The sequence below is a fragment of the Photobacterium profundum genome (assembly GCF_003026285.1).
Classification (GTDB): domain Bacteria; phylum Pseudomonadota; class Gammaproteobacteria; order Enterobacterales; family Vibrionaceae; genus Photobacterium; species Photobacterium profundum.
On record NZ_PYOD01000003.1, the window covers coordinates 293,036 to 320,029 of the forward strand.

Consider the following 26,994-nt stretch of genomic DNA (forward strand, 5'->3'; position numbering starts at 1 on the left):
AGACGTAAATTCTAGTTTTTTAAAATGACACTGAAATAAAAGGTTTTTTTTATTGTTTTTTTTGTCATTTATACCTGATAACAGATCTGTTACACAGCTAGTAAATGGAAGTAATAACTGGGTACCTTCTTTTTTGTAGTGTTATCGACTTTATAGGTCTTTTTGAAGGGTTGCTAATTTTGTTTAAAACTGAGAAAAAAGACTGTCAGCGTTAAGAAATAACCTGAAAGTACTAAAAATATAAAAAAACAATTATAAAAACGATAGATAAAAATCATCAGGATGTGATTATGCAAAATACCGCTTCAGCTTCAACTGGTTCAGTGCCGAATAACCGGTTAAAACAACTTATACATTCCCTTGGTCCTGGCATTATGATGGCAACAGCTGCTGTTGGCGGGTCACACCTTGTTGCTTCGACAAAGGCGGGGGCAATTTTTGGCTGGCAATTGGCGGGACTCATTCTATTAGTTAACTTTTTCAAATACCCATTTTTTAGAGCTGGTGTTCAATATACGATGGGGACAGGAAATAGTCTTATTCAAGGTTACAGTGAAATGGGGCGCGGTTACTTATGGTTATTCACTGGGCTTAACTTAATTTCTGGTATTGTGAATACGGCAGCTTTGCTGCTATTTAGTGCGAGCTTATTAGGGTATTTTTTACCATTCGAATTACCGCTAACAACTTTAGCGGGTGTTGTGATGGTGGCATGTCTGGCTATTTTGTTTGCAGGGCATTATAAGGCGCTTGATGCACTGTCGAAAACCATCATGGTCGTGCTTGTTATTGCAACAGTAAGTGCGGTGATTGTGGCGGCGAGCAAGGGCAGTGTTGCACCTGCTGATTTTGAAGCACCATCACCTTGGGCTATTGCCTCTATTGGTTTTCTTGTTGTCATGATGGGATGGATGCCAGCCCCAATTGAAATTTCATGTTTAACGTCGTTGTGGTTGAAGAGCCAACGTAAAGAGCAAAATGTAACTGCAAAATCTGCTCTGTTTGATTTTAACGTGGGCTACATTGGCACAGCATTATTGGCTATCGTATTTTTGGCCTTAGGGGCCTTAGTATTAAACGGAAATGGTACAGAGCTGAAAACATCAGGCATTGGGTTCTCGCATCAGTTAGTGGGTATGTACGCCTCAACGATTGGTGAATGGTCTCGTTACCTTATTGCGGTTATCGCCTTCTTTTGTATCTTCGGCAGTACTATAACGGTAATCGATGGCTATTCACGTGCTTTAGCAGAAGCCAATTTACTTATTCAGAAGAAAGAGCTTGATCAGCGTCGTTACCACAATGCTTGGATGCTAATTGTTGGCGGCAGTGCCATGGGGATCTTATTGTTCTTCACATCGGCGCTTATGCCTATGCTAGATTTCGCTATGGTACTGGCCTTTATGACCACGCCAATCTTTGCGTTAGTTAACTACTTGCTGGTGACACGTACTAAGCTGCCTGAAGAGTTATCGATGAGCCGTTCGATGAAAGTGTTATCTTGGGCGGGCTTAACGTACCTATTTGGCTTCCTTGCTATATTCATTTGGTGGAAGTGGTTAATGTAACCGCGCTAGCTTAAATGCTTAAGTAGTCAGATTAATAAGCGTTTTAATAAAGAAGCCCTCAAACAGTGAGGGCTTTTTTGTGTCACTTATTACGGTTTCATATAACTCTGACGATTTATCCAGCAAGAGAAGGGGCGCTTTCGTATTTGTCAAAAGATCTCACTGTCGATTGATGGTTAATCGTATGCATGGCTGAAAATAACGCATCTTTGAGTAAGTATTTATTGTCGGTATCAAGCGCATTGATTGCCGTGTTAAGAGATGCTTGTATGTGTTCAATATGTTCTATCGTGTGTTCGATCTCGAGTAAATCGTTTAGCGCCATTTCACGAATATCATTAGATATCACGTCATCAATGCTTTGATTCGATGTCTCTATGATTTGGGCTGTGTGTTGCTTCAACGATAAAATGGTATCTGTCAGAGATTTCGGTGTCATGCGTATTATCCTTAATATTTGCTTTGAATAAAGTCTAGTTTTCGTTTGTAGAGGCAATACTCTAACAACATTGGATAGATGTTTTTATATATAGATCACACTCTTATAGAAATTTCGCTTATTCACTCTAATGACTAAATTATCGCTAAGGTTAGACATTTACCGAGGGTAATACTTGCAGCTTTGAAATTATATTCACTTTATTGATTATTTGCATGTGGTCGGATACCTGATTTTAGTGACTAGATTAGTTTAAATACCTTAACCAATTTCGAGAAACTGATTCATATTCATAGATGCAGGTATCTTCACGTTCTTGTCGTGATCCATCATCTATTTCTGATAGTAAACTTTTATATTCGTCAGGATCACTACCATAGATTAAGCACAACATATGAAAGTAACGTTGAATATCTAAACTATGCTCATCGATAAAGTCTAGATCATCAAATGTGTCTATATCTTGATCTTCAAAAGCGAATAGGTCAGCTGAACTGATAGAAATGTCCGCACCATTATCGACATAGTTGAGTAGTATTATTGTTGCAAAATTATCGACGGCATCTTCTTCTTTACCCAAGATAGGAATGTCTCTGTCTGCGATAAATGCATGGCCTAATTCATGAAGTAATGTATGCGCCAAAGTGTCGAGTGTCGCTTGAACTTCATCTACGCCTGTTTCTGCATAATGGTTTTGAGAAAAACGTTCCATCGCATCATTGATATATTGATAGGGGATTTGAATTTGATGGATTTCAGGATCATAAAGAGGGCCATCTTTTGCACCGAAAACAATAGTGAGCTGGGGTGAAAATTGCACATGCTGGCGGCTTATGTCACTAACCATTTTAATCGCGTCAGATTGTTTAATTAATTGCATTGCTTTTTTATCTTGCGCTGAAGTGGGTTCAAGATATTGGTAGGTAACGGTAGGGACAGATGTGACTGATGTTGTCGAAGCTTGTTCGGAATTGGCATGCGCTGAAAACGAATGAGTCAGCAACAAAATAGCTGCGTAATACATACACTGGGAAGAAAAACCTAAAAAGGGGAGCTTTATGTACATAGTCGTGAACATCCATGATGTAATAAAAAAAGAATAAGTGTAATCAATCAATAAGAAATTGTTGCTATGCTTGTATGTCCCTCTTAAAGCATTGACTTAAAAACCAGTGACCTATAACGTGTCATTATTGTGCAAAAAGTGTTTAATTTCTATTAATTAATAGTGGCATATATACGCTAAATAATTCATAGATTGGAGATGTCGTGAATAAATTATTATCTTTTGAAGCTTTGATCGTACTTGATGCGATAGATCGTCGGAAAAGCTTTGCAGCAGCCTCAGAAGAATTAGGCAGAGCACCATCTTCATTGAGTTATCAAGTTCAGAAGCTTGAGCAAGATCTGGATTTAGTTATTTTTGATCGTTCAGGTCACCGAGCTGTTTTTACTAAAGCTGGGCAATTGTTACTTGAACGTGGCCGGTTATTATTATTAGCTGCCGATGAAATGATTGCAGATGCCAGTGCACTCGCGCATGGATGGGAGCTTGATTTAACCATTGCCTATGATGGGCTAGTGAGCGTAAATAGTATGCTACCGCTGGTGGCAGAATTGGGGAAAGAAAGCAAAACCCGGATTCGTTTTAAAGAAGAGATTCTTGCTGGTTGTTGGGAAGCATTAGCGCAAGATCGTGCCGATTTATTGATTGCTCCAGCACCGACGGTTGCACCTCCTGAAGTTAAAATTCAGCCATTAGGTAAATTATCGACTCTGTGGGTTGCTCATCCTGCTCATCCTATTCATAAACAAGAGAACCCATTAGATCCTGCTGTGCGTAAACAATATCTAGCGATTGCGGTTGCTGATACAGCACGTAATATGCCACCTATGTCGCATAATATTCTAGAAGAACAAGCACTTGTTACTGTCAGTACCATGAATGATAAGCTGGCGGCACTGAAAACAGGTATGGGGATTGGTACGCTACCTATGTATTATGCCAAATCGGCACTTGATAGCGGTGAGTTGGAAGTTATTGGTGACGATCCCATTTACGAGCTTGATATGGTTCTTGCATGGAATCGAAATCAAATGGGTAAGGCAAAAGTGTGGTGCATTAAAAATATTGAAAAGCTTTGGAAAAAACAGCTTAACTGATACTTAATTCAGCGTTGATTTTTAGTGATATTTTTCGTTTTTAAAGAATATTAGAATGCTCTAGTTAAGGTTAAATAAGAAGGCGAGTTAATAATGGTGAATCTTGCCGTTATTAACTCGCTTTTTGATAGCTATTCTGGCGTATTGGTTGCTAATGGTAAGAGCATTTCAACAACGCCATCAGCCATTTGAACGTCAATCTCAAAACCGACTTTCTGTGCTAGCATTATCATGCCTCGGTTAGAAGGCATCGTCATTCCAGTTATTCTTTTAACACCACTTTGGGTGCAATAACGGATGATTTTTTCCATTAAGATCCGTCCTAATCCTACGCCTTTCAAATCAGATCTTACTAAGATCGCAAATTCAGACTCAACATTTTCAGGATCAGATAAAGCACGAGTAACACCAATGATAATTTCTTCTGGTTTTCCTTCATCGTTGGTGATTAAGCTGGTGGCGACGAATGCCATTTCTCTGTCGTAATCAATTTGGGTAAAATTGGCTAATGCTTCATGGTTAAATTCACCAACATCTGAAAAGAAGCGCTTATATAAATCGTCAACAGACACATGCGAGATGAAGTCTTTATGCTTGGGTTCATCTTCTGGCAAGATTGGTCTTAATAAAATTTTACGCCCATCTTTTAAGGTAAATGATTCTTCGTGTTCTTTGGGGTATGGGCGAATAGCCAAGCGTGCTTGTTTGTCGCCACTGAACGGATGTAACGTCATTGATGCATCAATCACTGTCATATCAGTGCCCGATGCTAACAGTGGATGAATATCAAAGTCGACGATTTCAGGGCAATCGATAATTAGCTGCGATATCTTCACTAATAAATGACACAGTGCAGGAATATCAATTTGCTCAAGATTACTTCTCTGTCTAATTTTTCCCGTTTTAATTGCATTTATGACCATATAACGGGCTAACGCCATATTCAACGGAGGAATTGCAACAGCAGCATCTTTGTGAATATTCCACGCAGCAGCATCTTCACCCATTAAAATAACAGGACCAAATACCGAATCATTGTGAACAGAAATACGTAATTCCTGTGCGCCAGAACGGCTTGCCATGCGCTGTACTAATAAACCATCGATACGCGCACTCGGGTAGTTCATTGAAACGCGATCTAAAATCGCCTGTGCACCATTGGCAACCTCATCGGCAGTGCGTAAGTGTAGCAACACACCGTGCACTTCTGATTTATGTCGGATGTCTGGTGAGCGAAGTTTGATCGCTACAGGGTAACCAATTTGTTCTGCAATATGAACGGCTTCAGCGGGGTCAGATGCAATCCAAGTTGGTAGTGTTTTAAAACCATAACTTTCAAGTACAGGACGCACTTCATGTGTTTCTAAATGAGTGATTTCTTGTGCGAGTAAATGATTTAATACATCGTGTACGTGGCGTGGATTGCGTTTGTTTTCGCCCGATACAATTGAGGTATCACCAAATGAAATGGGGGTTTCCATCAATTGTTTTTGATTTCGTCGGTATTCGACTAAGTGCATGAAGGCTGAAATAGCACTTTCAGGGGTACGATAAGCAGGAAAGCCCGCTTCAGTAAAAATTTTACGCGATTGTGCAGCTTCGTTTTCACCCGACCAATTGGTAAGTACATTAAAACGTTTAGTACGAGGGTGAGTTGCTAATACTTCCGTTAAACGTTGTGCTGTTTTATTACCGGGTGCAATCGCAGATGGTGAGTGCATGATTAATAACGCATCAAAATCATCGCTGTCTAATAATATGTTGACTGCTTTTTCATACCGAGTGATATCAGCGTCGCCAATAATATCGACGGGGTTTGCATGTGACCAACAAGAGGGCAAAACATCTGATAACTTCTCGATGGTTTCATTGCTTAATACTGCCAGCTTTCCGCCACGATCAGATAAGGCATCTACCGCCATAATTGCGGGCCCGCCACCATTGGTGATGATGGCGAGTCGCTCACCACGTAACGGCACTGAATGCGCTAATGTTTCTACCGCTGCGAATAATTCGTGGGTATTGTGTACGCGTAACATACCTGAGCGTCGAATGGCCGCATCATATACCGCATCAAGCCCAATTTCACCGCCAGTATGTAGGTGTGCAGCTGCACTGCCAGCTTCCGTTCTGCCACTTTTTAACACAAGAATTCTACGGTTTCGCGCAGCGGCTCGAGCAGCAGACATAAAGCGACGAGCATCTTTTATTGAGTCGACATACAATAAAATGGCTTCGGTTTTACTGTCTCTACATAAGTAATCAAGCAATTCTGCAAAGTTAACATCACACGCATCACCCAGCGAGAGAAAAGTAGAAAAACCAATACTTTTGTTTTTCGCCCAATCAAGAATTGTGGTGCAAACTGCAGCAGATTGAGAAATAAATGCAATGTTACCTTTGTTGGCTGAAATAGGGGAAAACGAGGCATTCAAATTCAACCAAGGTAAGATTAGCCCCATACTATTAGGGCCAACAATACGCATTCCGTATTGCTTAGCGATGTTATACATTTTTGCTTCTTCAGTTTCACCTTTTGAAGAAACCGTTGTATTCATACCTGCAGCTAAGACGATAGCGAATTTCACGCCTTTTTTACCCAGTTGTTCAATAATATCGGCATTACGATGTGCATTGGTACAAAGTACTGCGAGATCGGGGATTCGGGGAAGGCTATCAATAGTTGGGTAAGCAAGCACGCCGGCAACGGCATCATACTTTGGCGTAACGGGCATTATCGGTCCATGAAAACTTCCAGCGAGCAAATTACGAATAATAACATTACCCGCTCTATTTGGGTTATCTGATGCACCAATAACGGTAATGGATTTTGGCTTAAGCAGTTTATCCAATCCGTTCATATTCTCACCCCGAATTTATATTGAAATATCATAATGATATACCCAAGTTACCGCAAGATGCTCGTTTCAACAAAACACGCTGATATAACTCTGAATCCTGCATCTTGAGGTAGCTTGGGTATATTAGCGGATGACGAGGGGAGTTTCTGACTAATGTATGGGAGCTGTGATCAAACCCAAGGACTTTCTATCCGTAACATCCTTGAGTTTATATTTTAAGTAAAGAGTGCCAACTACCTTGAAAAACACAGCTGAGAGGGATTTATACTTGGTACCGCATCTTGTCACCAATATCGTAATGCAGTGGCATACGCCATTTAGAGAAAGCCGTAACCGCAAGTAAAATTGAACCAGACATGCTAAAAGCAATGCTAATGTGTTCTTGTCCGAATACGAGGCAGAACCAAAAACCCGCAAGTGCGACAGGTGTTAGCATTAATATTTTTAGCTGAAAGCAGAAGTATTCTTTAATCGCTAATGCACTAAATGCAAACAGTGCAGCCCCTAGAGCTAAAGGTTGCCATAAGCCTGAAATTAACCAAACTGCTGCAAATAAGCCACTGCCTTGAATTAGCCAACGAAAACGTTTGTCGTAAATATGTACAGTTGATGATGCAATCAGTGCCGCTATAACCAAGGCTGGAATTGCAAATGTAGGCTCCCATGCAACAATAGACATGATAATTGCAGAAAAGGTAAGGGCGCAGCGGTACAGTAGAACGGTTAGTTTATCGAGCCCGTCTAATTCACACTGAATATGAGGATCTGCCATTGTTAACTCCAAAATTGTTAATAGTGCAATATTGTACGGCTGTTATATGGCTAATTGAACCCAAATCATGTGACTTATGACCAATAGTTATTGATCTATCTTAAGCTTAGGGTTGATCGGTAATCCATACAGCTGCAAAATAAAAGCAGATATCGTTTTGGCAGAGAAGTAATGAAAAAAATAGCTGTTTTAGCCGTAGTCACGGTATTAGCGGGTTGTGCATCAGATTCAGAAACAATGCAACTGACAACATCTTCGTCTGAAGAGGTGTACTCAGCAGAGCAAATTGCAATGATGGATCACCTGCAAGAAGCAAAAGTTGAAAACATAACGGAAGATACAATCGTTGCATACACAGAAGAAGCCGTTTCTGAGCCTGTAAAGCCAGTAGAAAAGCCTAAAAAAACGGTTTATAAGTACGCGGATGTGAGTAACCAAGGTTACACCATTCAAGTGTTAGCATTGAGCCATAATCAAAACTTCACAACTTATATGAATAAGTTACCGTCGAACCAACCGGTGTGGATGAATAAAAAAGAGTTACAGGGACTGCCGTGGTACACCTTATTGTACGGACAATTTGATAGCCGTGCAGAAGCTAAGCGTTTTCTTAATGCTTTACCGCAAGATGTTAAAAATTATGGCCCCTTTATTCGTAGCCTAGATGATATTAAAGCCTCATCTACACCAAAACTTTCCCGTTTGAATTAATCCTAAAAAGAGAGCCCTAAAGCTCTCTTTTTCTTTTGGTTATAAATTTTAAGTAAACAAGATGAATGAATTAGAGAAAATGCGCTCAGGGTTGTTATACGATGGCAATGATGTATCTATTGATACTTTGCGTCAGCAATCAGAGTTACTGATTATTCAGCTACGATCGTCGCCTTCATCTCAACATCAAGCTTTGTTGAAGCAGCTACTTGGCTCTTTTGGAGATAACTCAGTAATACGCATGCCTTTTAGCTGCGAGTTTGGTAAAACTATTCATATAGGCAACAATACCTTTCTGAATGCTGGTATCGTGATGCTAGATAATGCCGATATTTATATTGGCGATAATGTGTTAATTGGACCATCGACACAATTTTTTACTCCAACACATTCACTCGATCACGCATCTCGTCGACGATGGGAATCATGGTGTAAGCCAATCAATGTTGAAGATGATGTTTGGATTGGTGGTAATGTATCTATTTGTCAGGGGGTAACCATTGGCGCCCGTTCAGTAGTGGCGGCAGGTAGTGTTGTTACACATGATGTTCTGCCTGATACACTCGTTGGTGGTACGCCTGCGAAGGTTATTCGAGTAATTAACAGTAGCGATACAGCTGATTAATGCTATTTAGTTGGTCATATCGGCTGGGTTTAAGTGTAAAACTGAGATATTTAACCAATAGAAGTAAGAGAAGGTGCAATAGTTCGCTTTTTTTTATTAATATGGGGTTCTATTTATTGTGTTGGCGTGCTTTTTTGCATTTTCTGCATACGCCATTACAGACAAACTAATTTAGTCGGTCGATACATTTAACCGACAGTGTACAACAAGGGATGAAAATGAGCTCGATCCATGTTTTATTACTCTGCGGCGGTGGCAGTGCCGAACACGAAGTTTCTCTCGTATCGGCTAATTATATCGAGCAACAATTACAGAGCATTGAAGGGGTTTCTTACACCCGTGTTGAAATGAAAACGGAAGGTTGGTTTGATTCTAATAATGTATTGTGCCAGCTAAACCTCGATCGTACGCTTCAAATTGGCGACGAAAAAACACCGATTAATTACGTTATTCCATGTGTTCACGGTTACCCTGGCGAAACAGGTGACTTACAATCATTTTTAGAAATGGCAGGTCTGCCTTATTTGGGGTGTGATGCTGAATCTAGCACGAATTGTTTTAATAAGATCACCACTAAACTGTGGTTCGACGCATTAAATATACCGAATACCCCCTATGTTTTCTTAAGTGAAAATGATGATGCTGCACACGAATTAGCGGCGAAAGCATTTGATGATTGGGGTAAGGTATTTATTAAGGCGGCCTCTCAGGGGTCATCAGTAGGTTGTTACAGTGTCGCAAATAAAGATGAGCTGGCAGAAGCGGTAAACAATGCGTTTACCTACTCTAACCAAGTGCTGATTGAAAAAACAATTAAGCCGCGTGAGTTAGAAATCGCAGCATATCAATACGGTGATGAACTGGTTATTTCAAAGCCTGGTGAAGTTGCTTGTCCTGAGGATAAGTTCTACAGCTACGAAGAGAAATACAGTACCGATAGCCATTCAGTTACAACGGTTGAAGCTGAAAACTTAACGGATGAACAAGTTGAGTTAATTCGCGAATATGCGCGTAAAGCTTTTACCCAGATGAAATTGAAAGATCTTTCTCGTATTGATTTCTTCTTGAGTGAAGACAACGAAATCTTACTGAACGAAATTAATACGTTCCCAGGTATGACGCCAATTTCAATGTTTCCCAAAATGTTAGAACATCATGGGCACAGTTTTGCAGGGTTTATCGAAACAGCAATCAAAGCTGCTGCTAAGTAAAACGTAATGCGTCGTTAGCATTCTAGAAGCCATTCTGGTTATTATCAGAATGGCTTTTTTTCTTAATCCTGTAATACTGGTAGTAGATACCCATCAAGGAAGAACATGCAAAAAGAAGCGCATATGCTAAAAGCTGAAACGACGAAAAATGCCGAATCAAAGCTAACAAAAGATCAAATGCGTAAACAATTTAAGCGGTTGTCTTCACGTAACTACAAGGCAAGCCTTCAATTGGAAGGGTTTGATATAGAGCCGACAAAACGTGAAACTAAGAGCACTCAATCGGAAAAAGAACAGATAGAAAGTTTGATACAATATTATGATAGATAAGTATGGTGTTAGTCATGACCCGGATTGTTACCCAAATACATCGGTATTGATTAACCGTTTATCGATTACTGACGAAGATACTCTTGCCTTGGCTGAAAGAGATTTCACAAAAGTGCGAGCAGAACATTTTGAGCCTGAATTCGAGCAATTTAACCTACAATATCTCTGTAAAATTCATTTCACTTTATTTCAAGATCTGTACAGTTGGGCTGGTAAAATCCGTCGCGTAGATATAACTAAAGGACAAACACGTTTTTGCCATGTACATAATATAGAACGTGAAACAGAACGTCTTTTTATCCAGCTTAACAATGATAATTTACTGCGTAATTTACCGTTCGATGCTTTCATTAAACGTATCTCCCATTATTACTGCGAGCTTAATGTTATTCATCCGTTTCGAGAAGGTAATGGAAGGGTACAGCGGATATTTTTTGAAATTCTAGCCATAAATGCTGGCTATGAAATTTGTTGGGAAGGCATTAACTTAAAAGAATGGGTTGATGCCAATCAAGCGGGATACTTTGGTGACTTGCATCCTTTAGAAAAACTATTTGAACGAATTACGGTATATATAGATGTTCAACAAGGCTATAAAGAACATTGGACCGATAGCCCTCGTTAGAGATACACATGGCAATCATGACTCTCTAAACAAGGAATATCAGCTCTCCCAAGGCTTATCTTTTAAAAATTTCGCCATTTCTTGGTCTCTTTTTTCTGTATTCCCCACATATTGAGCAGGCATAGCAGGGCTCTTCCAACGACCATGGCTTTGTATCTCACTGATCGACAATCCTGCATCAGACAAGTCTTTAGCAGCTCCTACACGAGGTGATTGGCCTGAAAAAATAACATTGGCTGGTAACCCTAATTCTTCGCTTGCCCTGCGGAATACGCGATATATTGAAGAATGATCTAAAGGTAAAACACCAATATTACTGTGGCGATCAATTCGTCTATAGATGTAACCAGTATCAATAATGCCTATAGTTATCCAGCGCTGTAGGGCGTTTGACGCAATAGCGCTGAGCGGGATAACACGGTCACCTAATGTTATATAGATTAAGCCTTTTGAGTCAGTCTCTAATTTATCTACGGTCAAATCTGATAACTCACTACGTTTTAGCATTGCTTCAAATGCAACCGACCAAATTGCCATATCTCGAATATCTTTTACTTTTGGAGAGGTTTCAAATAGAGTAAGCAATTGCTGTAGATGGTCATCTCTAAATGCACGAGCATTGTTATAATCATCATGCTTATCAATACGTTGCTTTCTCATTACTAAGCGAATTTCAGTGTGAGCACATGGGTCTGGTAGGGCATGGCAACGATGCACCAACCCAATAGTCACAATGTAACGTTTTAGGCTGGCTAGTTTTCTCTTTTTTGCCATTAACTCGATAAATCCATGCACTGTGTCGACAGATGCAGGCAACACAGTGCGCTTATGACTTTCGCAGTAAAGGATAAAGTTATTCCAATCGTTTTTAAAAGCGAGGAGTGTATTTTTAGCGTATTTTTGATGTGTTAATGATTGCCAAAGTTCAATGCTATCCATAATAACGGAGAATTCAGAACGGCTACTTTTCAGTTGTTTTGTATCTTTTATCGCCTGGATGCCTTTAGTCATTCTCATCACCCTAGTGCACTATAACTATATATTTATCTCTTGCTATAATAGCAGAAATATCAATAATTGTAGACTCGCATACAAAATTAACATTTATTTGCTTGGAAACAAAATGCGGGCTATACAGATAAAGTAGTTAATAATATAAAAGCTACAAACATATAAAAAAAGAAGAGTTTGGATGATGTTTACTCGTCAATATTACAGCCTGCTATGTTATTCGAAACTTCCAACAAGGAGTTGTTGATATGAAAAAACGCCTGTTTCATCGTAGCTATATATTAGAAAATAGCTCAGGTGCACCTGATGGTTGGAAAACATCGATTAATGGTCATTCCGTATCAGGACAATTATCGCTTCTTAAAAAAAGTGTCGATTGGTGGTGTGATATGAAAGCATTTTTACCACCAAGCAGCTTTGAAGGTATTAACTCTCGTCAGAAAGAAACATCAAGCCAGCAAACAGAAGGTTACAGAGGTTTTAAGCTTATCAATGATAGTGGTAAACCCAATGAATGGTATGTGATCTTACGTGGCCAATTATTAAAAGGCCCAGCGGATAAGATAAAGAAACACCTTGATATGGTAATAATCAAACTCAATGCACAAAAGTAACACCGCTATACTTTTATGTTTTCTATTAATAATAATTCTGTAAGTAAAAACGCCCAATTGGGCGTTTTTATAAAGTAGCTATAAACGAGTAGTACCGTTCAATAATGAGTGAATAGGGGAATTAATCGTCATCATCCGATTTCTCTACATCAACCAAATAGCTTCCCTCAAGCCAATTACGACCGATAAGAAGCTTGTAATCAAGCTTGCTGCGATTACGTAAGTTAACCGCAACAGCTTTATGTTGGCCATTCCACCCTAAATCCATAACAACGGCATAACGACGCTCTACACCTTGCGCATTACGAATTTTGCTTACTTTTATAATTTTCCCTTTATATGTCGCTTCTTTACCATCTTCATTTTTGGTTTTAAATTCAACCATGCCACCAAGGTGATCGCGCATGTCATCACTGTCGCTATCTTCACCGGTCACTTTAATATCATAAGCATTTATCGATGTGGTGGCAGCACCCGTATCAATTCGTGCTTTATAATCCATCCCAAGCTCATGAATCTTAATCGTTTCCACTTGACCGACGATAGATTTGTCACTAGACACTTTACTACCTGCCATTACAAAAGGTGAAGCAGTTGAAAGTAGAATCAAGGCTGATAAAAGAACTTTCTTCACATTGTCTCCTAACTATAAATATTCGTATTACTATGAATAATAGACATTGATTTAGTGTTGTTGTTCAACATATTAAAAATAATGAATATACAGAGCACACTTAACATTAATTCAATTTATGTTAAGTGTGCTTTTGATTTGTCTATAGCAATCACTGGACTGGTTAAAATGTATCGTTTTAAAACCTAAAGATCGAGCGGTATTGATATTTTCTTCATTATCATCAATAAAAAGTGACTCAGAGGTGTCCAACTCAAAACGTGCTTGTAATAACTCAAAAATTTCAGCTTCTGGTTTAATGACTAACTCGTTACCTGACACAATCCCTCCTTTAAAAAACGCAATAAAAGGGTGACGTTCATTGAGCGTATCAAAGAAAGCATTACTCATGTTGGTTAGGTAGTATAACGAGTAACCTTGATCTAACACTTTGTAAAAAATAGATTCCGTTAAGCTGATTTTCTCAAGACTATTTTGAATATGTTCAAAAAAGTCTTCCATTCTAGCTTCAGGAAATCCAGTGCGCGCTGCAAATTTAGGAATAACTTCAGCCATGAGCATTGTACCGCGATCAAGAGCTAACCAATCAGGATGATTGAGTACTTCATTTAATAGCATCTCTTGTTCAAAAACTGAGTCAGTGTAAGTTTGAACAATTCTGGTCGGTTTCCATTCAAATAGAACAGCACCGAAATCAAAAATCACGTTACGAATCATTAGAGTTTCCGTTTAACTACCTTTTATTGATAGTATGCGATAAAAGGTAATACGCAACTTGAATGCGTAATCTTAATACCACACTCACAATTAACTGAAAATTCATGGATTATTACATAATGAATGATAACAGCCGTTTAGTCTTCTCGACCGAGACAGGTCGTATTCCAGAAGAAAAAGTCAAACCTCAACGTCCAGCTGGTGACGGTATTGTCCGTATCCAACGCCAAACTAAAGGCCGTAAAGGTAAGGGCGTTTGTATTGTGACAGGTCTTGATATGGAAGATGCACAACTAAAATTGCTGGCAGCTAAACTTAAAAAAGTATGTGGTTGTGGTGGCTCTATAAAAGACGGCACCATTGAGATTCAAGGTGATAAACGTGAAGTGATTAAAGCTGCGCTAGAAAAAGAAGGACACACCGTTAAACTTGCTGGCGGCTAAGCCGATGGCAACGATTGCTTCGTAGTTATTGAAAAAGCCTGAAGCTGAACGAATATTTAGCAAAAGTATATCTTCAGGCTTTTTTGTTTAATGTAATAGAGAACTAATGAGTTGTCGGGCTATCAACAACAGCAAAGACTATTTGTTGTTCTTGCCGTTGGTATATTGTATTTGCTGTGGCAACAACGCGTAGCGTAGTAATGAATACAGAACTTGAAGTACCAAGCAAACTGACCATTTGCAGCAGTACCTTAAAGTAAGGTGTTAATTACCTATTTTATGGTAAATAACACCTTACTGTTAAATAGCATGCACCAGATAAGCAAAAAAGGATCTCAGTGAAACAGCGGGGAACAAGATAAAGCCATACCATGATTAGACTAAATCACCTCAAACACTATTTAACTAATGTAGATTCACAGGTTTATTTGAGTGGCTGACTGACCGACAAAAAGTAAACTAACCCCATGTACTATAAGGATTTATGTTGTACTAAGTATTACTCTGCACACAAAACTGGTTCATAAATTAGTCAAAGAACGTTTTTTATACCAGAATTTTGAATATTATCGAGAAATGGTTCATGAACTGCCATTTATCCTTGATAAACTGTCTACGACCTTCTTAATTACATCTCACCAACCTAATTGGACAATTACTCGTGAACACTATCCTCACTATTGACTAAATCTGTCACGTTGAGGAATAAGTTGATCTAAATAGCTTACCCTAAAGCGTTACCTTTAAGCTTTGCACATCTTAAAATACTCAATGTGAACTGCACATTTGCACTACACATTACGAAGAGTAGAATGCACAACTATCTTTACTTTAGTGCTGACTTTTTAGCGCGCGAGGGCGGTAGCATGCTTGGAACATGACGTACGATCTACTTTCGTATATCTTCGCTTAGAAGCAGATATACGAAAGTAGATCGTATAATAAAATGTTAGCCATCTAGGAGGAATATTGAAAGTACCGAGTCGTTTATTCAAATACATGAGTGCTAATACAGCAAAATTAGTGCTTGGATCTCAAAAGCTTCGTTGGTCGTGTCCAAGTTCATTCAATGATATAAATGAACTGCAAAGGATGCCCGCTTTCAAACCTTCGATTGAAGCATGTAAGGATGATTACCTAAAAACTCTTATGAACTTTGCGTATGGGGAATTGCAATTAAATAAATCTCTTTCTCCGGACTCTAAGTATCTAGTGTCTGTTATGCAAATGACCAAAGGGCAGGGACTCGATAAAGATACGTTGTATCGTGAACTTTCCTCGCTAGAGCTGAATTTGTCTAGTTTAGAAGATAATCTGCGTGAGGAAACTGAACGTTATAACAACGGTGACTTACGCATAATCTGCTTATCTGAAGATGAAAACAACGAAGTTATGTGGGCTCACTATGGAGACAACCATACTGGATGCATGTTCGAATTTAGACATATTGATGAGCTAGATACACCTTTTCAAATGGCAAAAAAGGTAACTTATACAGACTGTACGCCTAATTTAGGTTCTGCTTTGGACTTCTTATTGTACGACGAGCGTCAAGAGTTGCTTGCCAAAACTGCTGATGCGATTTATTACACCAAAACTGCAAAGTGGGAATATGAAAAAGAGTGGCGTGTGATGACACGCCGTCCGGGAGAGGGTAAAAGGTACAGTGACTTTGAGTTTTACAAAGAAGAGTTGGTGTCGGTAACTTTCGCTGCTCGAATTGTAGATGAAAATCTTACAGCCCTAGTTAGTTTAATCAAGGTTCATTTTCCGCAATGCAAAATGTATAAAGTTCAGTCTGTTAGAGGCAAAATTGAGCGTGTTGAGTTCGATGGCTAACAAAGCATTTAAGAGTGATTCTCAACGCTTGGCATTTTCGCTTCGCTCAAGTATAGCCAAGCGTCGCTCACACCTTAATGCGGCGTTATGTTTATTAAGGAATATCGTGACTCAATCAAAAATAAATAATCTAAAGCCTGAAAAACTGGCTGAGGGCGCGATGAAGTGCATTATCAACGCTCAGGAACTTTGCCAAGAAGCTAAATTACTGCATGAGCATGAAATGTACAGCCGATCATATGCCTTGTCCCATTTCGCACGGGAAGAATTGAGTAAGGCTTTGATGCTTTATGTAGCAATGATCAAAGTAGTAAATAAAGGCAAAATAGACTGGAAGCAGCTTAATCGTCAGTTCCGAGATCATAAAGAAAAAATTGAACACGATAAGGCTTTAACTTATTGGTACTTGAAGCTCAATGGTGGCGAAAATGAGTTTAATGAACAAGAGCTTTTTTCTGGTGTTGAGTTCGCTAACCATAGAAAGAATGAATGCCTGTATGTTGACTGGCAAGAGGGTGGCTTTGTTAGTCCGTCTCAATTGATCACGAAAGAACTTTCACATAGAAACTTGAACATTGCTGGTATTAAAGTAACTCATTTATCGGAGCAATTACTAAAGCTAAATAAGCTTTTAGAACTTGATAGGAAATCAGTTCAAGCATTATTTGGTAAAGAATTTCTCGAAGATCCGAAGGGGTTCATGTTTGAGAGATGCGGATTAAAATAAACATAACAAAAACATCAAGTTGACGCGTTACACTCGGCGGTTTTGGTTTGGAGTTCGGTGCGCTTGGTAGGTTCATCGTGGCGCAACTTATGTTAAGCGTTATGTACCAGAGTACCCCACGTTTTGTAGATGTTAAAATATAGTCGGTAAAATTACATATAAAAAGGATAAATATGAAAGACTTGATAAAAACAATTGATGAGTATAAAAAATGGAAATCATCTATTCGAAATATTCTCGATGAAAATTACAATGAAATAGTCGGATTTATAGTAGATGCTTATGGATATAACAATCTAATCGCGTTAAAAACATCACAAAACAATAGTATGCTTGGTGGTCAGCCACAAACAATGCTACTGAAAGGTATAGTAATTAATCAAGATCCAGTTACAGGTCATAGTTTATTATGGTATTTCCAAGATAATTACTTCTACTTAATAGAAAGGAATTCAGACAATACTCTTTTAAATGTAAGGCCACAGTTTTTTGACCAAAATAATGCATTTCAAAATGCACCTTCTGTTCGAGCTAAGTTCGAGAATGATGTTGACTTCATGGTAGCTCTTTTTGAACATTCTGATGAAATAGTAAAGATCTTGAAGCAGAGGATGGAGAAAATAATACCTAAAGATGCAGAAAGTATGATTAAAAAATTTCACGAAGCCGCACAATAGGTACATAACAAGGCAATCAAGTGTGACGCGTTACACTCGGCGGTTTTGGTAAGGAGTCCGGTGTGCTTTGTTGGTTCAGTGGGGCGCACCTTATTGCAGGCGTTAGGTGCTATGGAGGAAAAATGAAACTAAAGAATCTTGATAGACAAATTAGCATGTTGTGTCCAACTTGCGGCTGTAAGGACTTTTCATTCGATGAACATGACGAGAATGGGCTTGTTACCTGTACTCAATGTGAACGCCAGTTGACTCGTAGTGATCTCCTAACTGAAAACTCCGAGCTAATAGCAGAAAATCAAAACGAGATCGCTAAAGAAGCAAAAAAGCAGATTGAAGCGGAAATGAAAAAAATGCTCAAAAATGCATTCAAAGGAAGCAAAAACATCAAGATTAGATAAAGGGTATTAGTAGTATGGATTTTGGTGACGGTGTTGCGTTAATAGCTTTGGGGCTTTCCACTTATGCTACATGGCGCACGATACAGTTTAATAAAAGGCAAGACTCTTTAGTGGAAACTCAGAATAAGCTCAATGAGTTGCTTTTAGCTAAAGAAACTGAAGAAGTTCTCGATGATCGTAAAGCAGACTTGGGTGCGTCAATCATCAAGTTGGGAAATCACAAATATCGGCTTAAAGTTTGGAATAAAGGAAATGCTGATGCCAAAAATGTAACTGTAGAATTTCCTGACGGTAATCATTTAATCCCTGACTCAGAACTGCAAAGCAAGCTCCCTTACGAATCGTTGGAGAAACATGCATCTATCGAATTAATAGCTTCAGTACATATGCAGACACCAAGCAAGCATAAGTTGAAACTTTGTTGGTCTGATGAGCATAGAAACAAGAATGAAAAGCTTGTTTTTCCAACACTTTAGAACGCACCTAAAGCCATCAATACGACCACCAACGCTCGGCATTCTAGGTAAGGATTGGCTTTAGTATTTTCGGTGGTCTTATCAACATTATCGTAATGCGTTGTGGCGTATTATGGCAGGCGTTAGGCATTTACACGTTAGTAGGAGGTATTGTGCCAAATCCAGAAGTATCATTTTTTACTGACCCTAAAGTATGGTCAGTTGTTATTGCTGCGTTAGCAGTTGTTCTTTCTCAATTTCCACCAATATATCAATTAATACGAAGAGGTAAGCTTGAGTTAGATGTGTACGAGAAAGCACATATTACTCATTCTCTTGGGAATCCTAACCTTCAATTCCATTTAATTTTGAATAATGTTGGTGGTAGGGCCGTAACTGTAAAAAGCATTGAAGCAGAAGTTAAACTTGAATCAGAACCAACAAATATAATTAAGGCTCAAAACTTTATTAAAAGTAATGAATCAAATGGGCAAGTACTATTAACTAAATTTAAGCTTAAGTCAGGCGAGGAATGGGCTCATCTAACTAACTTTTTTAATGATTTCGCAAAATCAGAAGAAAAGAAGTCAAAATTATTCTCTAAGCGTGCAAGAGATGAGCTTACTGAAAAATTTAAAGTCAAAAACTCGACTCAAGAAATGGTAGAACTTGAAGAAGATTTAGTTAATGAAATTCAATCTTTTTTTGACGACAAGTTCATATGGCAGCATGGCGAATACATAATCAATATAGTTGTGAAGTGTACTGATGAGAAGCAAAACATAAGTAAAAAGTTTCGTTTTACTCTATTTGAATCAGATTCTGATGAATTGAGAGAGTATTCTCAAAAGTATAAATATGGTGAAGGTATCATTTTCCCATCGAAGACCGATGTTGGAGTTGTAACAAAACTCAATGAAATCAATGCCTAACAAAGGCATCAAGGTGACACGTTACACTCGGCGGTTTTGGTTTGAAGTTCAGTGCGCTTGGTGAGTTCGGTGATGGTGCACCTTATGCCCAGCGCTGGCGGATCCCCACATAATTTACGCACGATAACTGTTCCTCGCCATTAGAATTAGGGTGCATTGCGCCCAACGTATTGCTGATTCGTTGATGTGATATTCCAGCCGTCGGAAGACCTCTTTTCCTAGCCTAACAAATGATAAAACTCGTCGGTCTTTTACTGAGTTTGCCTGAAAATGACGGTGCCAACCGTTATGCTCTGCAATTATCCCAAACCACCAATAGACCATAAAAGCGAGCAGTCCAATGAGTAGTAAAATATCGAACCGTTTAGGATCATGGGTTCGGCTTTGGCGTAAGCCAAAACCGTATTGCGGACTTTTTAAGTCACGGAACGTTTCTTCAATTTGCATACGTTTGGTGTAGAGCCTGACGATACATCGAGATGAAAATATATTTGTTGGGATATTAGTCGCCAGCAACCAAGGTTCTAGTGCTGACTTCTTATGGACGGCTTGAGCGGAAAAATGCTCTCGGCCTTTTGGTCGGTCTTTACGTTTTTTAGGTGTTTGTTTTTTATAGAGATGAAGATGACATTGTAATCGCTTTCGCTTGGCTAGCTGTGTGAATCCGATATATTTAGGTTTGCTATTCGCTTTATTAAACAACTGCTTGATGTGTTGCCATTGGTTTTTTATTAAGACGTTTACGTCTCCTCTGACACGTCCAAGATAACACCAACCCATGTCGTTAACCTGTCTAAACCAAGTATTACGAAAGCCAGCATCAGTCATGATGATGGGGATGACATGCGAAGGTAAAACAGCTTTGAAATTATCGAGAAACTGCTGATGACTGCGCGGAGAATTGTAGTTTTTAAAAGTAAAAGTAAAAGTAAAAGTTTGCTCGAAAAGCGTAATAGAACGTCCTTCGACAGAAATAGAAGCTCTTAGTACCATGAGTCGTTCGTATTCGCGAATATCAGCCCAATCGACTAAGACAATAGGTTGTGGATTGACCGAACAATATTGATGACAGTGCCAACGATAAATATCGAGTCTGTCGTGATGCAGGTGATTGTTACCTAATAAACGGTCAACGCGCTTAATACAATGTTTCGTTTTGGCCTTTGAAGGAAGCGAACGCCCAAGCAAAGTAAGCGTAAGTGCATCATTGCTAAGCAATGCTTGCACAGAGTCCATGAGTGATTTGAGTCTCTTTTTGTGAATGTTAGGGCATTGATTTTCCAGCGACTCGTGTAGTATTTGAATATCACGCACCTTGCTTCCAATCTTTTGTGTTTGTGGTGAATTCATTAGATCAGAAGGTAAGGTGCGTGTCTACTTATTGAACTACAAAGGTATTTTGTGGGGATTCGTAAGTGCCCGCCGTTATAGCTCAGGAGATAAAATTTGGATCAAGACGTGCAATCTACATTAATGGATTTTATTCCAATAATTGCCGCAGTAGTTGGGGCTATAGGTGCTTTGTTTGGTGTCATTGTCACAAGCATAGTTAATCATCATCGATTAAAGCTTGAATATAAAAACAATTTAAAGCTCAAAAATATCGAATTTAAACGGGTGAAATTAGAAGAACTTCATTTGCTTTTTCAAAAGTGGGAAATTGACCTTCAAGGTTTGTGTTTAGTATTTATACCCGTCTATAAAGGTTCAAATACAGCTGAAAATGCCATGAGACTTTCAACTGATAATCGTCTTCAAGAGAGGGGGGATTACCAAAAACTACAAACAATACTCCAACTTTATTTTCCGGAGTTAATGGATGATTTTTCTCAAATGTTAAAGCTCCGTGATGGTGTTCTAGAGTATTGTCGTGATAAGAGAAGCTTTAAACGTCCAAAACTAGATGAACTTATTAAAGCTCAAGAGGCTTTCGATGAAGAAGCTAAAACGTTTAAGGGACTGATGGCGCAACAGGCAAGTGAGCTATAACAAATGCATCAACACGATTTGCTACATTCGGCATTCTAGATTTCTTTGGGTTTCTCATATTAAGTGGTAAATTTAAGCTTAATCTGCATGGTAGCAAACGTGTTATGCCGGCGCTGGGGAATCCCCACAAAATCATGAATAATTACCACCAATTAGGTTTGTTATATATGTTGATTTACTTGGCTCATGGTGTTGATTGTCCGAAGGTTAGTGTAATGTTTGAACATTAAGCAACTTGCTTTTGAATTTTTGTATTTGGAGCGAATTCATTAGATTTATAGACAAGCTTTGTGTCTACTTATTGAACTACAAAGGTATTTTGTGGGGATTCGTAAGATGCCGGCGTTATGTGAAAATCTTAAACTTTTATAATTAGGTATATCCAATAATGAATAGTCCACTTTCAAGTAAATCGATAACATTTATCAAATCTTTACATGCTTTATCTAAAACCTCAAAAATTATTCTTTTTATTACGATTTCTTTAATCTTTTCGTTGCATATGATTTTATCTGTTTGGTTTAAAGATTTTACGTGGTTAGCTGCATTTGGTGCTCTTTTATCAATATTTGGTTTATTAACATCGTTTTCTTATTCTTTTCCATTAGTGAAAGTTAATCCAAGAGATCTTGATGAAACCCAAAAGGGAGAGATATATTTTCGAGGAGGGAGTGCATTAGCTGAAATAATTGAGGGCAAAAAGGAAATAGATAAAATTAAGGAATCAAATATTAACTCTGCTTTAGAAAAGTATCGTAATATATCGTTATATTTTATTTTAACAGTTTTAGGTACTCTTATTTGGGCGTATGCAGGTTTTCTTAATCTTGTACTTTATAAGTGAAATTAAGGTAATTGTTACAACTTAGCAAGCTGATTTCACATAACAAATGCATCAACACGATTTGCTACACTCGGCGTTGTCAGTTTGCCTTTAGTCTCAGTGATTAAGGCGTTAAAATTCAGCTAAGTCTGTATCGTAGCAAACGAGTTATGCAGGCGTTAGTCGTCATGAGGATTAAAATGGAATTTGAGTTAGATTTGGCTCCGACAGAAGAAAATATCAATGAAATACGTAATGGTTTAGTTGAGCATAACTCTCCATTTTTAACTGATATTGACCGTAGGAAAGTGGCTTATTATGCGATTGATGGCGAGAGCAAAGTAGCAGGGATTACTGCCGAATTTTTTGGAAGTTGGCTTTTGATAAACTTCCTGTGGGTTGATAAGACTATTCGTGGTCGAGGAACAGGAAGTGAGTTAATGGCAAAGCTTGAGAGCTATGCAATGTCACAAGGTTGCCATTCGTCAATGGTTGATACCTTTAGTTTTCAAGCAAAACCGTTTTATGACAAATTAGGCTATGAGTGCCAGATGACGTTGGATAACTATCCGACCTCGCATTCTCGTTACTTTTTCACGAAGCAATTGAAGTAGGCGTCTAACAAACAATTTAACCTGACTTGCAACGCGTGGCAGTTTACTCCTAATCAGTTTTAGTGATTAAGGCACAATGCAGAACCTATGTATTGCGTTGCTGCGCAAGTTAATTGGGCGTTAGCACTCATTGGAGTATAAATTGACAGCAGGATATAAGTTTGGAGATATCCAAAATCAGCTCTATGAATTAGCTGATGAACTTGATGATATTTCAAGTGAAAAGTTGACTGAAATATCAAAGTCTATTGCGGAGCCAATGCTTAAAAACTATCTAAGCTCTTCATCTCAAAGCTATCAAGATGCACTGCTAGAAAGGCGTGAGTTTGAGTCTCGTAATGTGGATAAGTGGGAACAAGCATTTAGTCTGTTCGACAGTTATATACAATTGGTATTTGAGGTTGTTTCCGAATACAGAAAACATAATGAAGCTTCTGCCGAAAAAGCTGAAGACCATCAGTTCATAGCGTTAATTCAACTCCATGCAAAAGCAATACTTGTGGCTCGTGAAACTCAAGCTTTAGTTTCTGCGGGGTTTGCGGACGGTGCACTGGCTCGTTGGCGTACATCACATGAGTTAGCTGTTTGTGCTAGAGCTATTGCGTTGTCCAAAGAATCGGGTTTTAGATTTTTGTTGTCTGAGCATGTAAAAAATGCCAATGGTATGCGCTGTTTCGAAGAGTATCATCAGCGTCTAAATCATGCCCCGTTTACTAAAGAAATGCGGGATTTAAACTTGCTTAGAGAAACTGAAGCATTAGTTATTCTCGGTAAGGACTATGCTAAGAAAGGCGACTATGAATGGGCTAGGCCCTTAGCCACCGATAACGGTATTCCGAAAAAGAAGCGCATATCATTAAAGACGCTAGAAGAGTTAGTTGGTCTCGACCATTATCGCCCATATTTCTCTTGGGCATGTGAGAAAAACCACGCTCCATCTAAAGTGAACTATGCAAACTTGGGTACAAGTTGTAGCGAGCAAAATCCACTATTTTTAGTTGGCGCTAGTAGTTTTGGTCAATTGGAACCTATCGACTGCACTGCATTGTCGCTACTTTTTACTACAATAGCGTGCTTAACACCGTATCCAAGTATCGACACTATTGTTTTCAACCATGTGCTTTCTGACTTCGCAACACAAGTTTCACAAGCGTGTATTGCTGTTGAAAAAGAGTGCTAACAAAGCATTTAAGAGTGATTCCCAACGCTTGGCATTTTTCATTCCATTGTTGGGTATTGTGTTTACGGTGGTATGGTTAAGTTTAGTGGTAGCGTTGAGCACACCTTAATGCGGCTAAATGTGCTAAGGAGTTTCATTGAAAATCACTGATGAAAGTGTTCATAGGATTTATGAGTTATCAAAGCAGGTATATAACTCTGAGTTATCAGCTAAGCATGCAATTGATCTAGTTGAAGAAGAAAAACTTATGGCTGCTGGCTCAGCACGCATATACATAAGTATATTTAAGTGTTTAATGAGTGGTGTGGCACACAAGCGAGCAATGAATGAATATTCAACAGAGTATTTTCTTGAAGCCATTTATACCGATTATGGTCACGAACAGTTTCTTGTAGCACTTCGCTCTACAGCTCTCCATGTAACTTACTATAACTCTCTTAATAAAGGTCGCCGAACATCTATATCCAAAATTATTGAGCGTTTAAGTAAAAAATATCGACTTGACGTTGAATTATTCTCAATCTATCCCGATGAGATTGACGAGAAAAGTTTTCCCGAGGGGATGGCTAAAAAAGTAGTAATTAACTCATTTGAGCGAAACAAAACCGCACGTAACTCTTGTATTGAAGAGTACGGCTTAAGTTGCTCAGTTTGTGAGTTTAACTTCGAAAAAGCATATGGTGAACTTGGTACTGGATTTATCCATGTTCATCACGTCGTTGATATTTCAAGTATTGGGTATGCATATCAAGTTGATCCCAAAAAAGATTTAGTTCCAGTCTGTCCAAATTGTCACGCAATGCTTCACAAACGTAAACCTGCTTTCACTGTTCAGGAGCTAAAAGCACATTTAACAAGAACATCAAGTTGACACGTTTTACTCCGCAGTTTTGGTATGAAGCTCAGTGTGCTTGGTGAGTTAGCCGTGGCGTAACTTATGTTAGACATTATATTTTTAGGTGGGTATGAAGAAATTAACAGTCAAAATTGAAGCAAGATCTGCTTATGATTGCTTTAGAGTTGCTACTACTTCGTTAGAATTAGCTAGACGTGCGGAAGAAGATTGGGAAATAGACCATCATTGCATAACGGGTATTACTTTTACTGCATTTTCAATAGAAGCGATGCTAAATCATTTTGGTAAGATCTATGACCAAAATTGGAATAAGCTCAAGCTTGATCGAAAAAATCTTCATAGAAAATTGTTTAATGAAGTTAATTTAACTAATTACCTAGGTTCTAAAAACTATCAGCTTGCCAAAAAGTGTTTTGAGATGCGAGATGCTTTTGCACATGGAAAAACTGTCATGGAATCTGTTGAAGTTGAGTTATCAGATGATTTTGACAATGAAGAAACCGTTAGACAGATGACTTCAATTCCAAGTGCTTCATTTAGAAATACTAATTACTTGCTCTTTAAATCTTTTGTAGCCGCAGCTCGTGAAATTGAGCGAGATATACAGGCGAATGGTTTTTACCCGGATACTGTAAATCATCCACTTTATGAGCCTCAGCACTTAAGAGAATGCCCTCTAAATGTTACTGGTATTCGGATGTGGTAAAAATATACAAAGCAATCAAGGTGATGCGTTTTACTCCGCGGTTTTGGTATGGAGTTCAGTGCGCTTGGTGAGTTAGCCGTGGTGCAACTTATGTTAGACGTTATAAGCCACGATAAAAAAGGATAGGTGCATATAAATGGTTTTCGACATTCCCAGTAAAGATGACTTCTTTGCCATGGGAGATTCCTTACTCAACTCTGCTTGGGATAATTTAGTCGCTCTTCTCAAAGATTACGATGAACATTTGGACTTAGTGTGTGAGGCTGATTTTAAGGAACAGTATTTTCAGCATTCTAAACCTAAGCTGATGTCTTCATTTACTCTTGTACAGCAAGCCGTGGAGTTTTATCTAAAGGGAAGGATCGCTGAGATTTCACCATACATATTGATAGCGAATGATGGGCGTAATTGGCCAAAAAATGCAAGTAGGTCAGATATTAGCTTTTTGGAGTTTCGTACTATCGATGCTCAAGATTTGGTGAAAATACACAATACGTTTGCTTCCCAGAAACTGGATGATGGGTTTAACACTTGGTTCAACCAAATGCGTAATGAACGCAATAAAATTATTCACTCGGTAAGTTCCAAAAATCAGATAGAACCGTCCAAACTAGCAGAAGTGATTTTAACTGCTCATGGGTACTTCTTTGGCTCTACTAATTGGGTTGAATCTCGGTTCAATTATCACATAAAGTCTCCTAGTAATAGCTTGGATTTCATTAGTGATAATGAAAAAGAAGGTTATAGGTACTTTGAGGTACATGAGGAAATATCTATTGTAGTCAATGCATTGGCTCCGAGTTTGGTGAGGAAATTCTTTGGTTTTAATAAAAAATCGAAAGCAATGGAATGTAATTTCTGTGAAGAAAAATTTGAAAAAATCGAGTTTTATGACCATGGTCGCTGGAGGCAGCACTTAGTGGACACGTTAATTCAATCCTCTGAAAGCAAAACAAAATTCACCTGTTTTATATGCAACAATACTTTGGAGGTTTTCGAAGCTTCATGCATAGAGTGTAGAGAAACTAAAATTAATGTAGAAAATGGACAATGTGTTTGGTGTCGAGAGTAGGC

Annotated in this window: 31 protein-coding genes; 22 read left to right on the forward strand and 9 right to left on the reverse strand. The window is 38.6% G+C overall.

Annotated features, from left to right (window positions below):
• The first annotated feature begins 290 nt into the window (after positions 1-290).
• Positions 291-1,568: an NRAMP family divalent metal transporter gene (locus C9J48_RS10820; RefSeq protein ID WP_006229783.1), complete on the forward strand. Its 1,278-nt coding sequence runs from the start codon at positions 291-293 to the stop codon at positions 1,566-1,568.
• A gap of 115 nt (positions 1,569-1,683) precedes the next feature.
• Here C9J48_RS10820 and C9J48_RS10825 read toward each other — a convergent pair whose 3' ends face one another.
• Positions 1,684-2,007 carry a hypothetical protein gene (locus C9J48_RS10825; protein WP_006229784.1) on the reverse strand — a complete coding sequence of 108 codons (324 nt, stop codon included), beginning with the start codon at positions 2,005-2,007 and terminating at the stop codon, positions 1,684-1,686.
• Positions 2,008-2,254: 247 nt separating this feature from the next.
• The gene (locus C9J48_RS10830) at positions 2,255-3,073 is read right to left on the reverse strand and encodes a DUF4344 domain-containing metallopeptidase (protein ID WP_107281117.1); all 819 of its coding nucleotides are present in this window, start codon (positions 3,071-3,073) and stop codon (positions 2,255-2,257) included.
• Between the two features lie 203 nt (positions 3,074-3,276).
• Between C9J48_RS10830 and C9J48_RS10835 the strand changes: the two genes are divergently transcribed.
• Complete coding sequence (locus C9J48_RS10835; protein WP_006229786.1) at positions 3,277-4,170, forward strand: LysR family transcriptional regulator; 894 nt, start codon at positions 3,277-3,279, stop codon at positions 4,168-4,170.
• Between the two features lie 131 nt (positions 4,171-4,301).
• Here the strand turns inward: C9J48_RS10835 and C9J48_RS10840 are convergent, their stop codons facing one another.
• Positions 4,302-7,031: a bifunctional acetate--CoA ligase family protein/GNAT family N-acetyltransferase gene (locus C9J48_RS10840; protein WP_107281118.1), complete on the reverse strand. Its 2,730-nt coding sequence runs from the start codon at positions 7,029-7,031 to the stop codon at positions 4,302-4,304.
• A 262-nt stretch (positions 7,032-7,293) separates the two neighbouring features.
• Positions 7,294-7,803, reverse strand: a complete 510-nt coding sequence (locus C9J48_RS10845) for a DUF2301 domain-containing membrane protein (protein WP_006229734.1) — start codon at positions 7,801-7,803, stop codon at positions 7,294-7,296.
• Positions 7,804-7,974: 171 nt separating this feature from the next.
• On the opposite strand from C9J48_RS10845, the gene C9J48_RS10850 reads away from it, so the two are divergent.
• From C9J48_RS10850 to C9J48_RS10870, 5 genes are all read left to right on the forward strand, one after another.
• Positions 7,975-8,514, forward strand: a complete 540-nt coding sequence (locus C9J48_RS10850) for an SPOR domain-containing protein (protein WP_006229735.1) — start codon at positions 7,975-7,977, stop codon at positions 8,512-8,514.
• A 61-nt stretch (positions 8,515-8,575) separates the two neighbouring features.
• On the forward strand, positions 8,576-9,139 hold the full coding sequence (locus C9J48_RS10855) for a sugar O-acetyltransferase (protein ID WP_006229736.1): 564 nt from the start codon (positions 8,576-8,578) through the stop codon (positions 9,137-9,139).
• Between the two features lie 218 nt (positions 9,140-9,357).
• Positions 9,358-10,350 carry a D-alanine--D-alanine ligase gene (locus C9J48_RS10860; RefSeq protein ID WP_006229737.1) on the forward strand — a complete coding sequence of 331 codons (993 nt, stop codon included), beginning with the start codon at positions 9,358-9,360 and terminating at the stop codon, positions 10,348-10,350.
• Between the two features lie 105 nt (positions 10,351-10,455).
• Positions 10,456-10,680 carry a YhfG family protein gene (locus tag C9J48_RS10865; protein WP_006229738.1) on the forward strand — a complete coding sequence of 75 codons (225 nt, stop codon included), beginning with the start codon at positions 10,456-10,458 and terminating at the stop codon, positions 10,678-10,680.
• Positions 10,670-11,305, forward strand: a complete 636-nt coding sequence (locus tag C9J48_RS10870) for a putative adenosine monophosphate-protein transferase Fic (RefSeq protein WP_006229739.1) — start codon at positions 10,670-10,672, stop codon at positions 11,303-11,305. Before C9J48_RS10865 ends, C9J48_RS10870 begins: the two co-directional genes overlap by 11 nt.
• Before the next feature lie 39 nt (positions 11,306-11,344).
• Here the strand turns inward: C9J48_RS10870 and C9J48_RS10875 are convergent, their stop codons facing one another.
• Entirely contained in the window at positions 11,345-12,316 is a 972-nt protein-coding gene (locus C9J48_RS10875; RefSeq protein ID WP_006229740.1) for a tyrosine-type recombinase/integrase, read from the reverse strand.
• A 248-nt stretch (positions 12,317-12,564) separates the two neighbouring features.
• Here C9J48_RS10875 and C9J48_RS10880 point away from each other — a divergent pair, with 248 nt between their 5' ends.
• Entirely contained in the window at positions 12,565-12,930 is a 366-nt protein-coding gene (locus tag C9J48_RS10880; RefSeq protein ID WP_006229741.1) for a DUF3319 domain-containing protein, read from the forward strand.
• 121 nt (positions 12,931-13,051) lie between these two features.
• Here C9J48_RS10880 and C9J48_RS10885 read toward each other — a convergent pair whose 3' ends face one another.
• Together C9J48_RS10885 and C9J48_RS10890 are read right to left on the reverse strand one after the other, a co-directional pair.
• Positions 13,052-13,564 carry an ATP-dependent zinc protease family protein gene (locus tag C9J48_RS10885; protein ID WP_006229742.1) on the reverse strand — a complete coding sequence of 171 codons (513 nt, stop codon included), beginning with the start codon at positions 13,562-13,564 and terminating at the stop codon, positions 13,052-13,054.
• A gap of 111 nt (positions 13,565-13,675) precedes the next feature.
• The gene (locus tag C9J48_RS10890; protein WP_006229743.1) at positions 13,676-14,281 is read right to left on the reverse strand and encodes an HAD family hydrolase; all 606 of its coding nucleotides are present in this window, start codon (positions 14,279-14,281) and stop codon (positions 13,676-13,678) included.
• Positions 14,282-14,400: 119 nt separating this feature from the next.
• On the opposite strand from C9J48_RS10890, the gene yciH reads away from it, so the two are divergent.
• Positions 14,401-14,724, forward strand: coding sequence for a stress response translation initiation inhibitor YciH (gene yciH / locus C9J48_RS10895; protein ID WP_006229744.1), 324 nt, complete (start codon positions 14,401-14,403; stop codon positions 14,722-14,724).
• 103 nt (positions 14,725-14,827) lie between these two features.
• Here the strand turns inward: yciH and C9J48_RS28230 are convergent, their stop codons facing one another.
• Positions 14,828-14,962 (reverse strand): hypothetical protein, encoded by a 135-nt coding sequence (locus C9J48_RS28230; RefSeq protein ID WP_006229745.1) that lies wholly within the window; start codon positions 14,960-14,962, stop codon positions 14,828-14,830.
• Positions 14,963-15,693: 731 nt separating this feature from the next.
• Here C9J48_RS28230 and C9J48_RS10900 point away from each other — a divergent pair.
• The 6 genes from C9J48_RS10900 (at position 15,694) to C9J48_RS10925 (ending at position 19,752) form a co-directional block, all read left to right on the forward strand.
• The gene (locus tag C9J48_RS10900) at positions 15,694-16,563 is read left to right on the forward strand and encodes a DUF2971 domain-containing protein (RefSeq protein WP_242610807.1); all 870 of its coding nucleotides are present in this window, start codon (positions 15,694-15,696) and stop codon (positions 16,561-16,563) included.
• Positions 16,556-17,290, forward strand: coding sequence for an AbiV family abortive infection protein (locus C9J48_RS10905; RefSeq protein WP_006229747.1), 735 nt, complete (start codon positions 16,556-16,558; stop codon positions 17,288-17,290). The genes C9J48_RS10900 and C9J48_RS10905 overlap by 8 nt, the downstream gene beginning before the upstream one ends.
• 173 nt (positions 17,291-17,463) lie before the next feature.
• On the forward strand, positions 17,464-17,967 hold the full coding sequence (locus C9J48_RS10910; RefSeq protein ID WP_006229748.1) for a hypothetical protein: 504 nt from the start codon (positions 17,464-17,466) through the stop codon (positions 17,965-17,967).
• 122 nt (positions 17,968-18,089) lie between these two features.
• Complete coding sequence (locus tag C9J48_RS10915) at positions 18,090-18,365, forward strand: ECs_2282 family putative zinc-binding protein (RefSeq protein WP_036803023.1); 276 nt, start codon at positions 18,090-18,092, stop codon at positions 18,363-18,365.
• 14 nt (positions 18,366-18,379) lie between these two features.
• Positions 18,380-18,841: a hypothetical protein gene (locus C9J48_RS10920; protein ID WP_006229750.1), complete on the forward strand. Its 462-nt coding sequence runs from the start codon at positions 18,380-18,382 to the stop codon at positions 18,839-18,841.
• Between the two features lie 152 nt (positions 18,842-18,993).
• A complete protein-coding gene (locus tag C9J48_RS10925) occupies positions 18,994-19,752 on the forward strand; it encodes a hypothetical protein (protein WP_036802679.1) in 759 nt (252 codons plus the stop codon).
• A gap of 114 nt (positions 19,753-19,866) precedes the next feature.
• Here C9J48_RS10925 and C9J48_RS10930 read toward each other — a convergent pair whose 3' ends face one another.
• Positions 19,867-21,066, reverse strand: coding sequence for an IS4 family transposase (locus tag C9J48_RS10930; protein WP_036802681.1), 1,200 nt, complete (start codon positions 21,064-21,066; stop codon positions 19,867-19,869).
• A 132-nt stretch (positions 21,067-21,198) separates the two neighbouring features.
• Here C9J48_RS10930 and C9J48_RS10935 point away from each other — a divergent pair, with 132 nt between their 5' ends.
• The 7 genes from C9J48_RS10935 to C9J48_RS10965 all read left to right on the forward strand — a co-directional run bounded on the left by C9J48_RS10935 (position 21,199) and on the right by C9J48_RS10965 (position 26,992).
• Positions 21,199-21,741 (forward strand): hypothetical protein, encoded by a 543-nt coding sequence (locus C9J48_RS10935; protein WP_006229753.1) that lies wholly within the window; start codon positions 21,199-21,201, stop codon positions 21,739-21,741.
• A 388-nt stretch (positions 21,742-22,129) separates the two neighbouring features.
• The gene (locus C9J48_RS10940) at positions 22,130-22,585 is read left to right on the forward strand and encodes a hypothetical protein (protein WP_006229754.1); all 456 of its coding nucleotides are present in this window, start codon (positions 22,130-22,132) and stop codon (positions 22,583-22,585) included.
• Positions 22,586-22,764: 179 nt separating this feature from the next.
• A complete protein-coding gene (locus C9J48_RS10945; RefSeq protein ID WP_006229755.1) occupies positions 22,765-23,178 on the forward strand; it encodes a GNAT family N-acetyltransferase in 414 nt (137 codons plus the stop codon).
• Between the two features lie 142 nt (positions 23,179-23,320).
• On the forward strand, positions 23,321-24,358 hold the full coding sequence (locus tag C9J48_RS10950; protein ID WP_006229756.1) for a DUF5677 domain-containing protein: 1,038 nt from the start codon (positions 23,321-23,323) through the stop codon (positions 24,356-24,358).
• 136 nt (positions 24,359-24,494) lie between these two features.
• Positions 24,495-25,229 carry an HNH endonuclease gene (locus tag C9J48_RS10955; RefSeq protein WP_006229757.1) on the forward strand — a complete coding sequence of 245 codons (735 nt, stop codon included), beginning with the start codon at positions 24,495-24,497 and terminating at the stop codon, positions 25,227-25,229.
• A gap of 94 nt (positions 25,230-25,323) precedes the next feature.
• The gene (locus C9J48_RS10960; protein ID WP_006229758.1) at positions 25,324-25,920 is read left to right on the forward strand and encodes a hypothetical protein; all 597 of its coding nucleotides are present in this window, start codon (positions 25,324-25,326) and stop codon (positions 25,918-25,920) included.
• A 136-nt stretch (positions 25,921-26,056) separates the two neighbouring features.
• On the forward strand, positions 26,057-26,992 hold the full coding sequence (locus C9J48_RS10965; RefSeq protein ID WP_006229759.1) for a hypothetical protein: 936 nt from the start codon (positions 26,057-26,059) through the stop codon (positions 26,990-26,992).
• Positions 26,993-26,994 lie beyond the last annotated feature (2 nt).

Bases quoted from the DNA above. Each gene is read 5' to 3' on its own strand.
- C9J48_RS10820 (WP_006229783.1), top strand. From the start codon at position 291: ATGCAAAATACCGCTTCAGCTTCAACTGGTTCAGTGCCGAATAACCGG.
- C9J48_RS10825 (WP_006229784.1), bottom strand. From the start codon at position 2,007: ATGACACCGAAATCTCTGACAGATACCATTTTATCGTTGAAGCAACAC.
- C9J48_RS10830 (WP_107281117.1), bottom strand. From the start codon at position 3,073: ATGTACATAAAGCTCCCCTTTTTAGGTTTTTCTTCCCAGTGTATGTAT.
- C9J48_RS10840 (WP_107281118.1), bottom strand. From the start codon at position 7,031: ATGAACGGATTGGATAAACTGCTTAAGCCAAAATCCATTACCGTTATT.
- C9J48_RS10845 (WP_006229734.1), bottom strand. From the start codon at position 7,803: ATGGCAGATCCTCATATTCAGTGTGAATTAGACGGGCTCGATAAACTA.
- C9J48_RS10850 (WP_006229735.1), top strand. From the start codon at position 7,975: ATGAAAAAAATAGCTGTTTTAGCCGTAGTCACGGTATTAGCGGGTTGT.
- C9J48_RS10855 (WP_006229736.1), top strand. From the start codon at position 8,576: ATGAATGAATTAGAGAAAATGCGCTCAGGGTTGTTATACGATGGCAAT.
- C9J48_RS10860 (WP_006229737.1), top strand. From the start codon at position 9,358: ATGAGCTCGATCCATGTTTTATTACTCTGCGGCGGTGGCAGTGCCGAA.
- C9J48_RS10865 (WP_006229738.1), top strand. From the start codon at position 10,456: ATGCAAAAAGAAGCGCATATGCTAAAAGCTGAAACGACGAAAAATGCC.
- C9J48_RS10870 (WP_006229739.1), top strand. From the start codon at position 10,670: ATGATAGATAAGTATGGTGTTAGTCATGACCCGGATTGTTACCCAAAT.
- C9J48_RS10875 (WP_006229740.1), bottom strand. From the start codon at position 12,316: ATGACTAAAGGCATCCAGGCGATAAAAGATACAAAACAACTGAAAAGT.
- C9J48_RS10880 (WP_006229741.1), top strand. From the start codon at position 12,565: ATGAAAAAACGCCTGTTTCATCGTAGCTATATATTAGAAAATAGCTCA.
- C9J48_RS10890 (WP_006229743.1), bottom strand. From the start codon at position 14,281: ATGATTCGTAACGTGATTTTTGATTTCGGTGCTGTTCTATTTGAATGG.
- yciH (WP_006229744.1), top strand. From the start codon at position 14,401: ATGAATGATAACAGCCGTTTAGTCTTCTCGACCGAGACAGGTCGTATT.
- C9J48_RS28230 (WP_006229745.1), bottom strand. From the start codon at position 14,962: ATGGTCAGTTTGCTTGGTACTTCAAGTTCTGTATTCATTACTACGCTA.
- C9J48_RS10905 (WP_006229747.1), top strand. From the start codon at position 16,556: ATGGCTAACAAAGCATTTAAGAGTGATTCTCAACGCTTGGCATTTTCG.
- C9J48_RS10910 (WP_006229748.1), top strand. From the start codon at position 17,464: ATGAAAGACTTGATAAAAACAATTGATGAGTATAAAAAATGGAAATCA.
- C9J48_RS10915 (WP_036803023.1), top strand. From the start codon at position 18,090: ATGAAACTAAAGAATCTTGATAGACAAATTAGCATGTTGTGTCCAACT.
- C9J48_RS10920 (WP_006229750.1), top strand. From the start codon at position 18,380: ATGGATTTTGGTGACGGTGTTGCGTTAATAGCTTTGGGGCTTTCCACT.
- C9J48_RS10940 (WP_006229754.1), top strand. From the start codon at position 22,130: ATGAATAGTCCACTTTCAAGTAAATCGATAACATTTATCAAATCTTTA.
- C9J48_RS10945 (WP_006229755.1), top strand. From the start codon at position 22,765: ATGGAATTTGAGTTAGATTTGGCTCCGACAGAAGAAAATATCAATGAA.
- C9J48_RS10960 (WP_006229758.1), top strand. From the start codon at position 25,324: ATGAAGAAATTAACAGTCAAAATTGAAGCAAGATCTGCTTATGATTGC.
- C9J48_RS10965 (WP_006229759.1), top strand. From the start codon at position 26,057: ATGGTTTTCGACATTCCCAGTAAAGATGACTTCTTTGCCATGGGAGAT.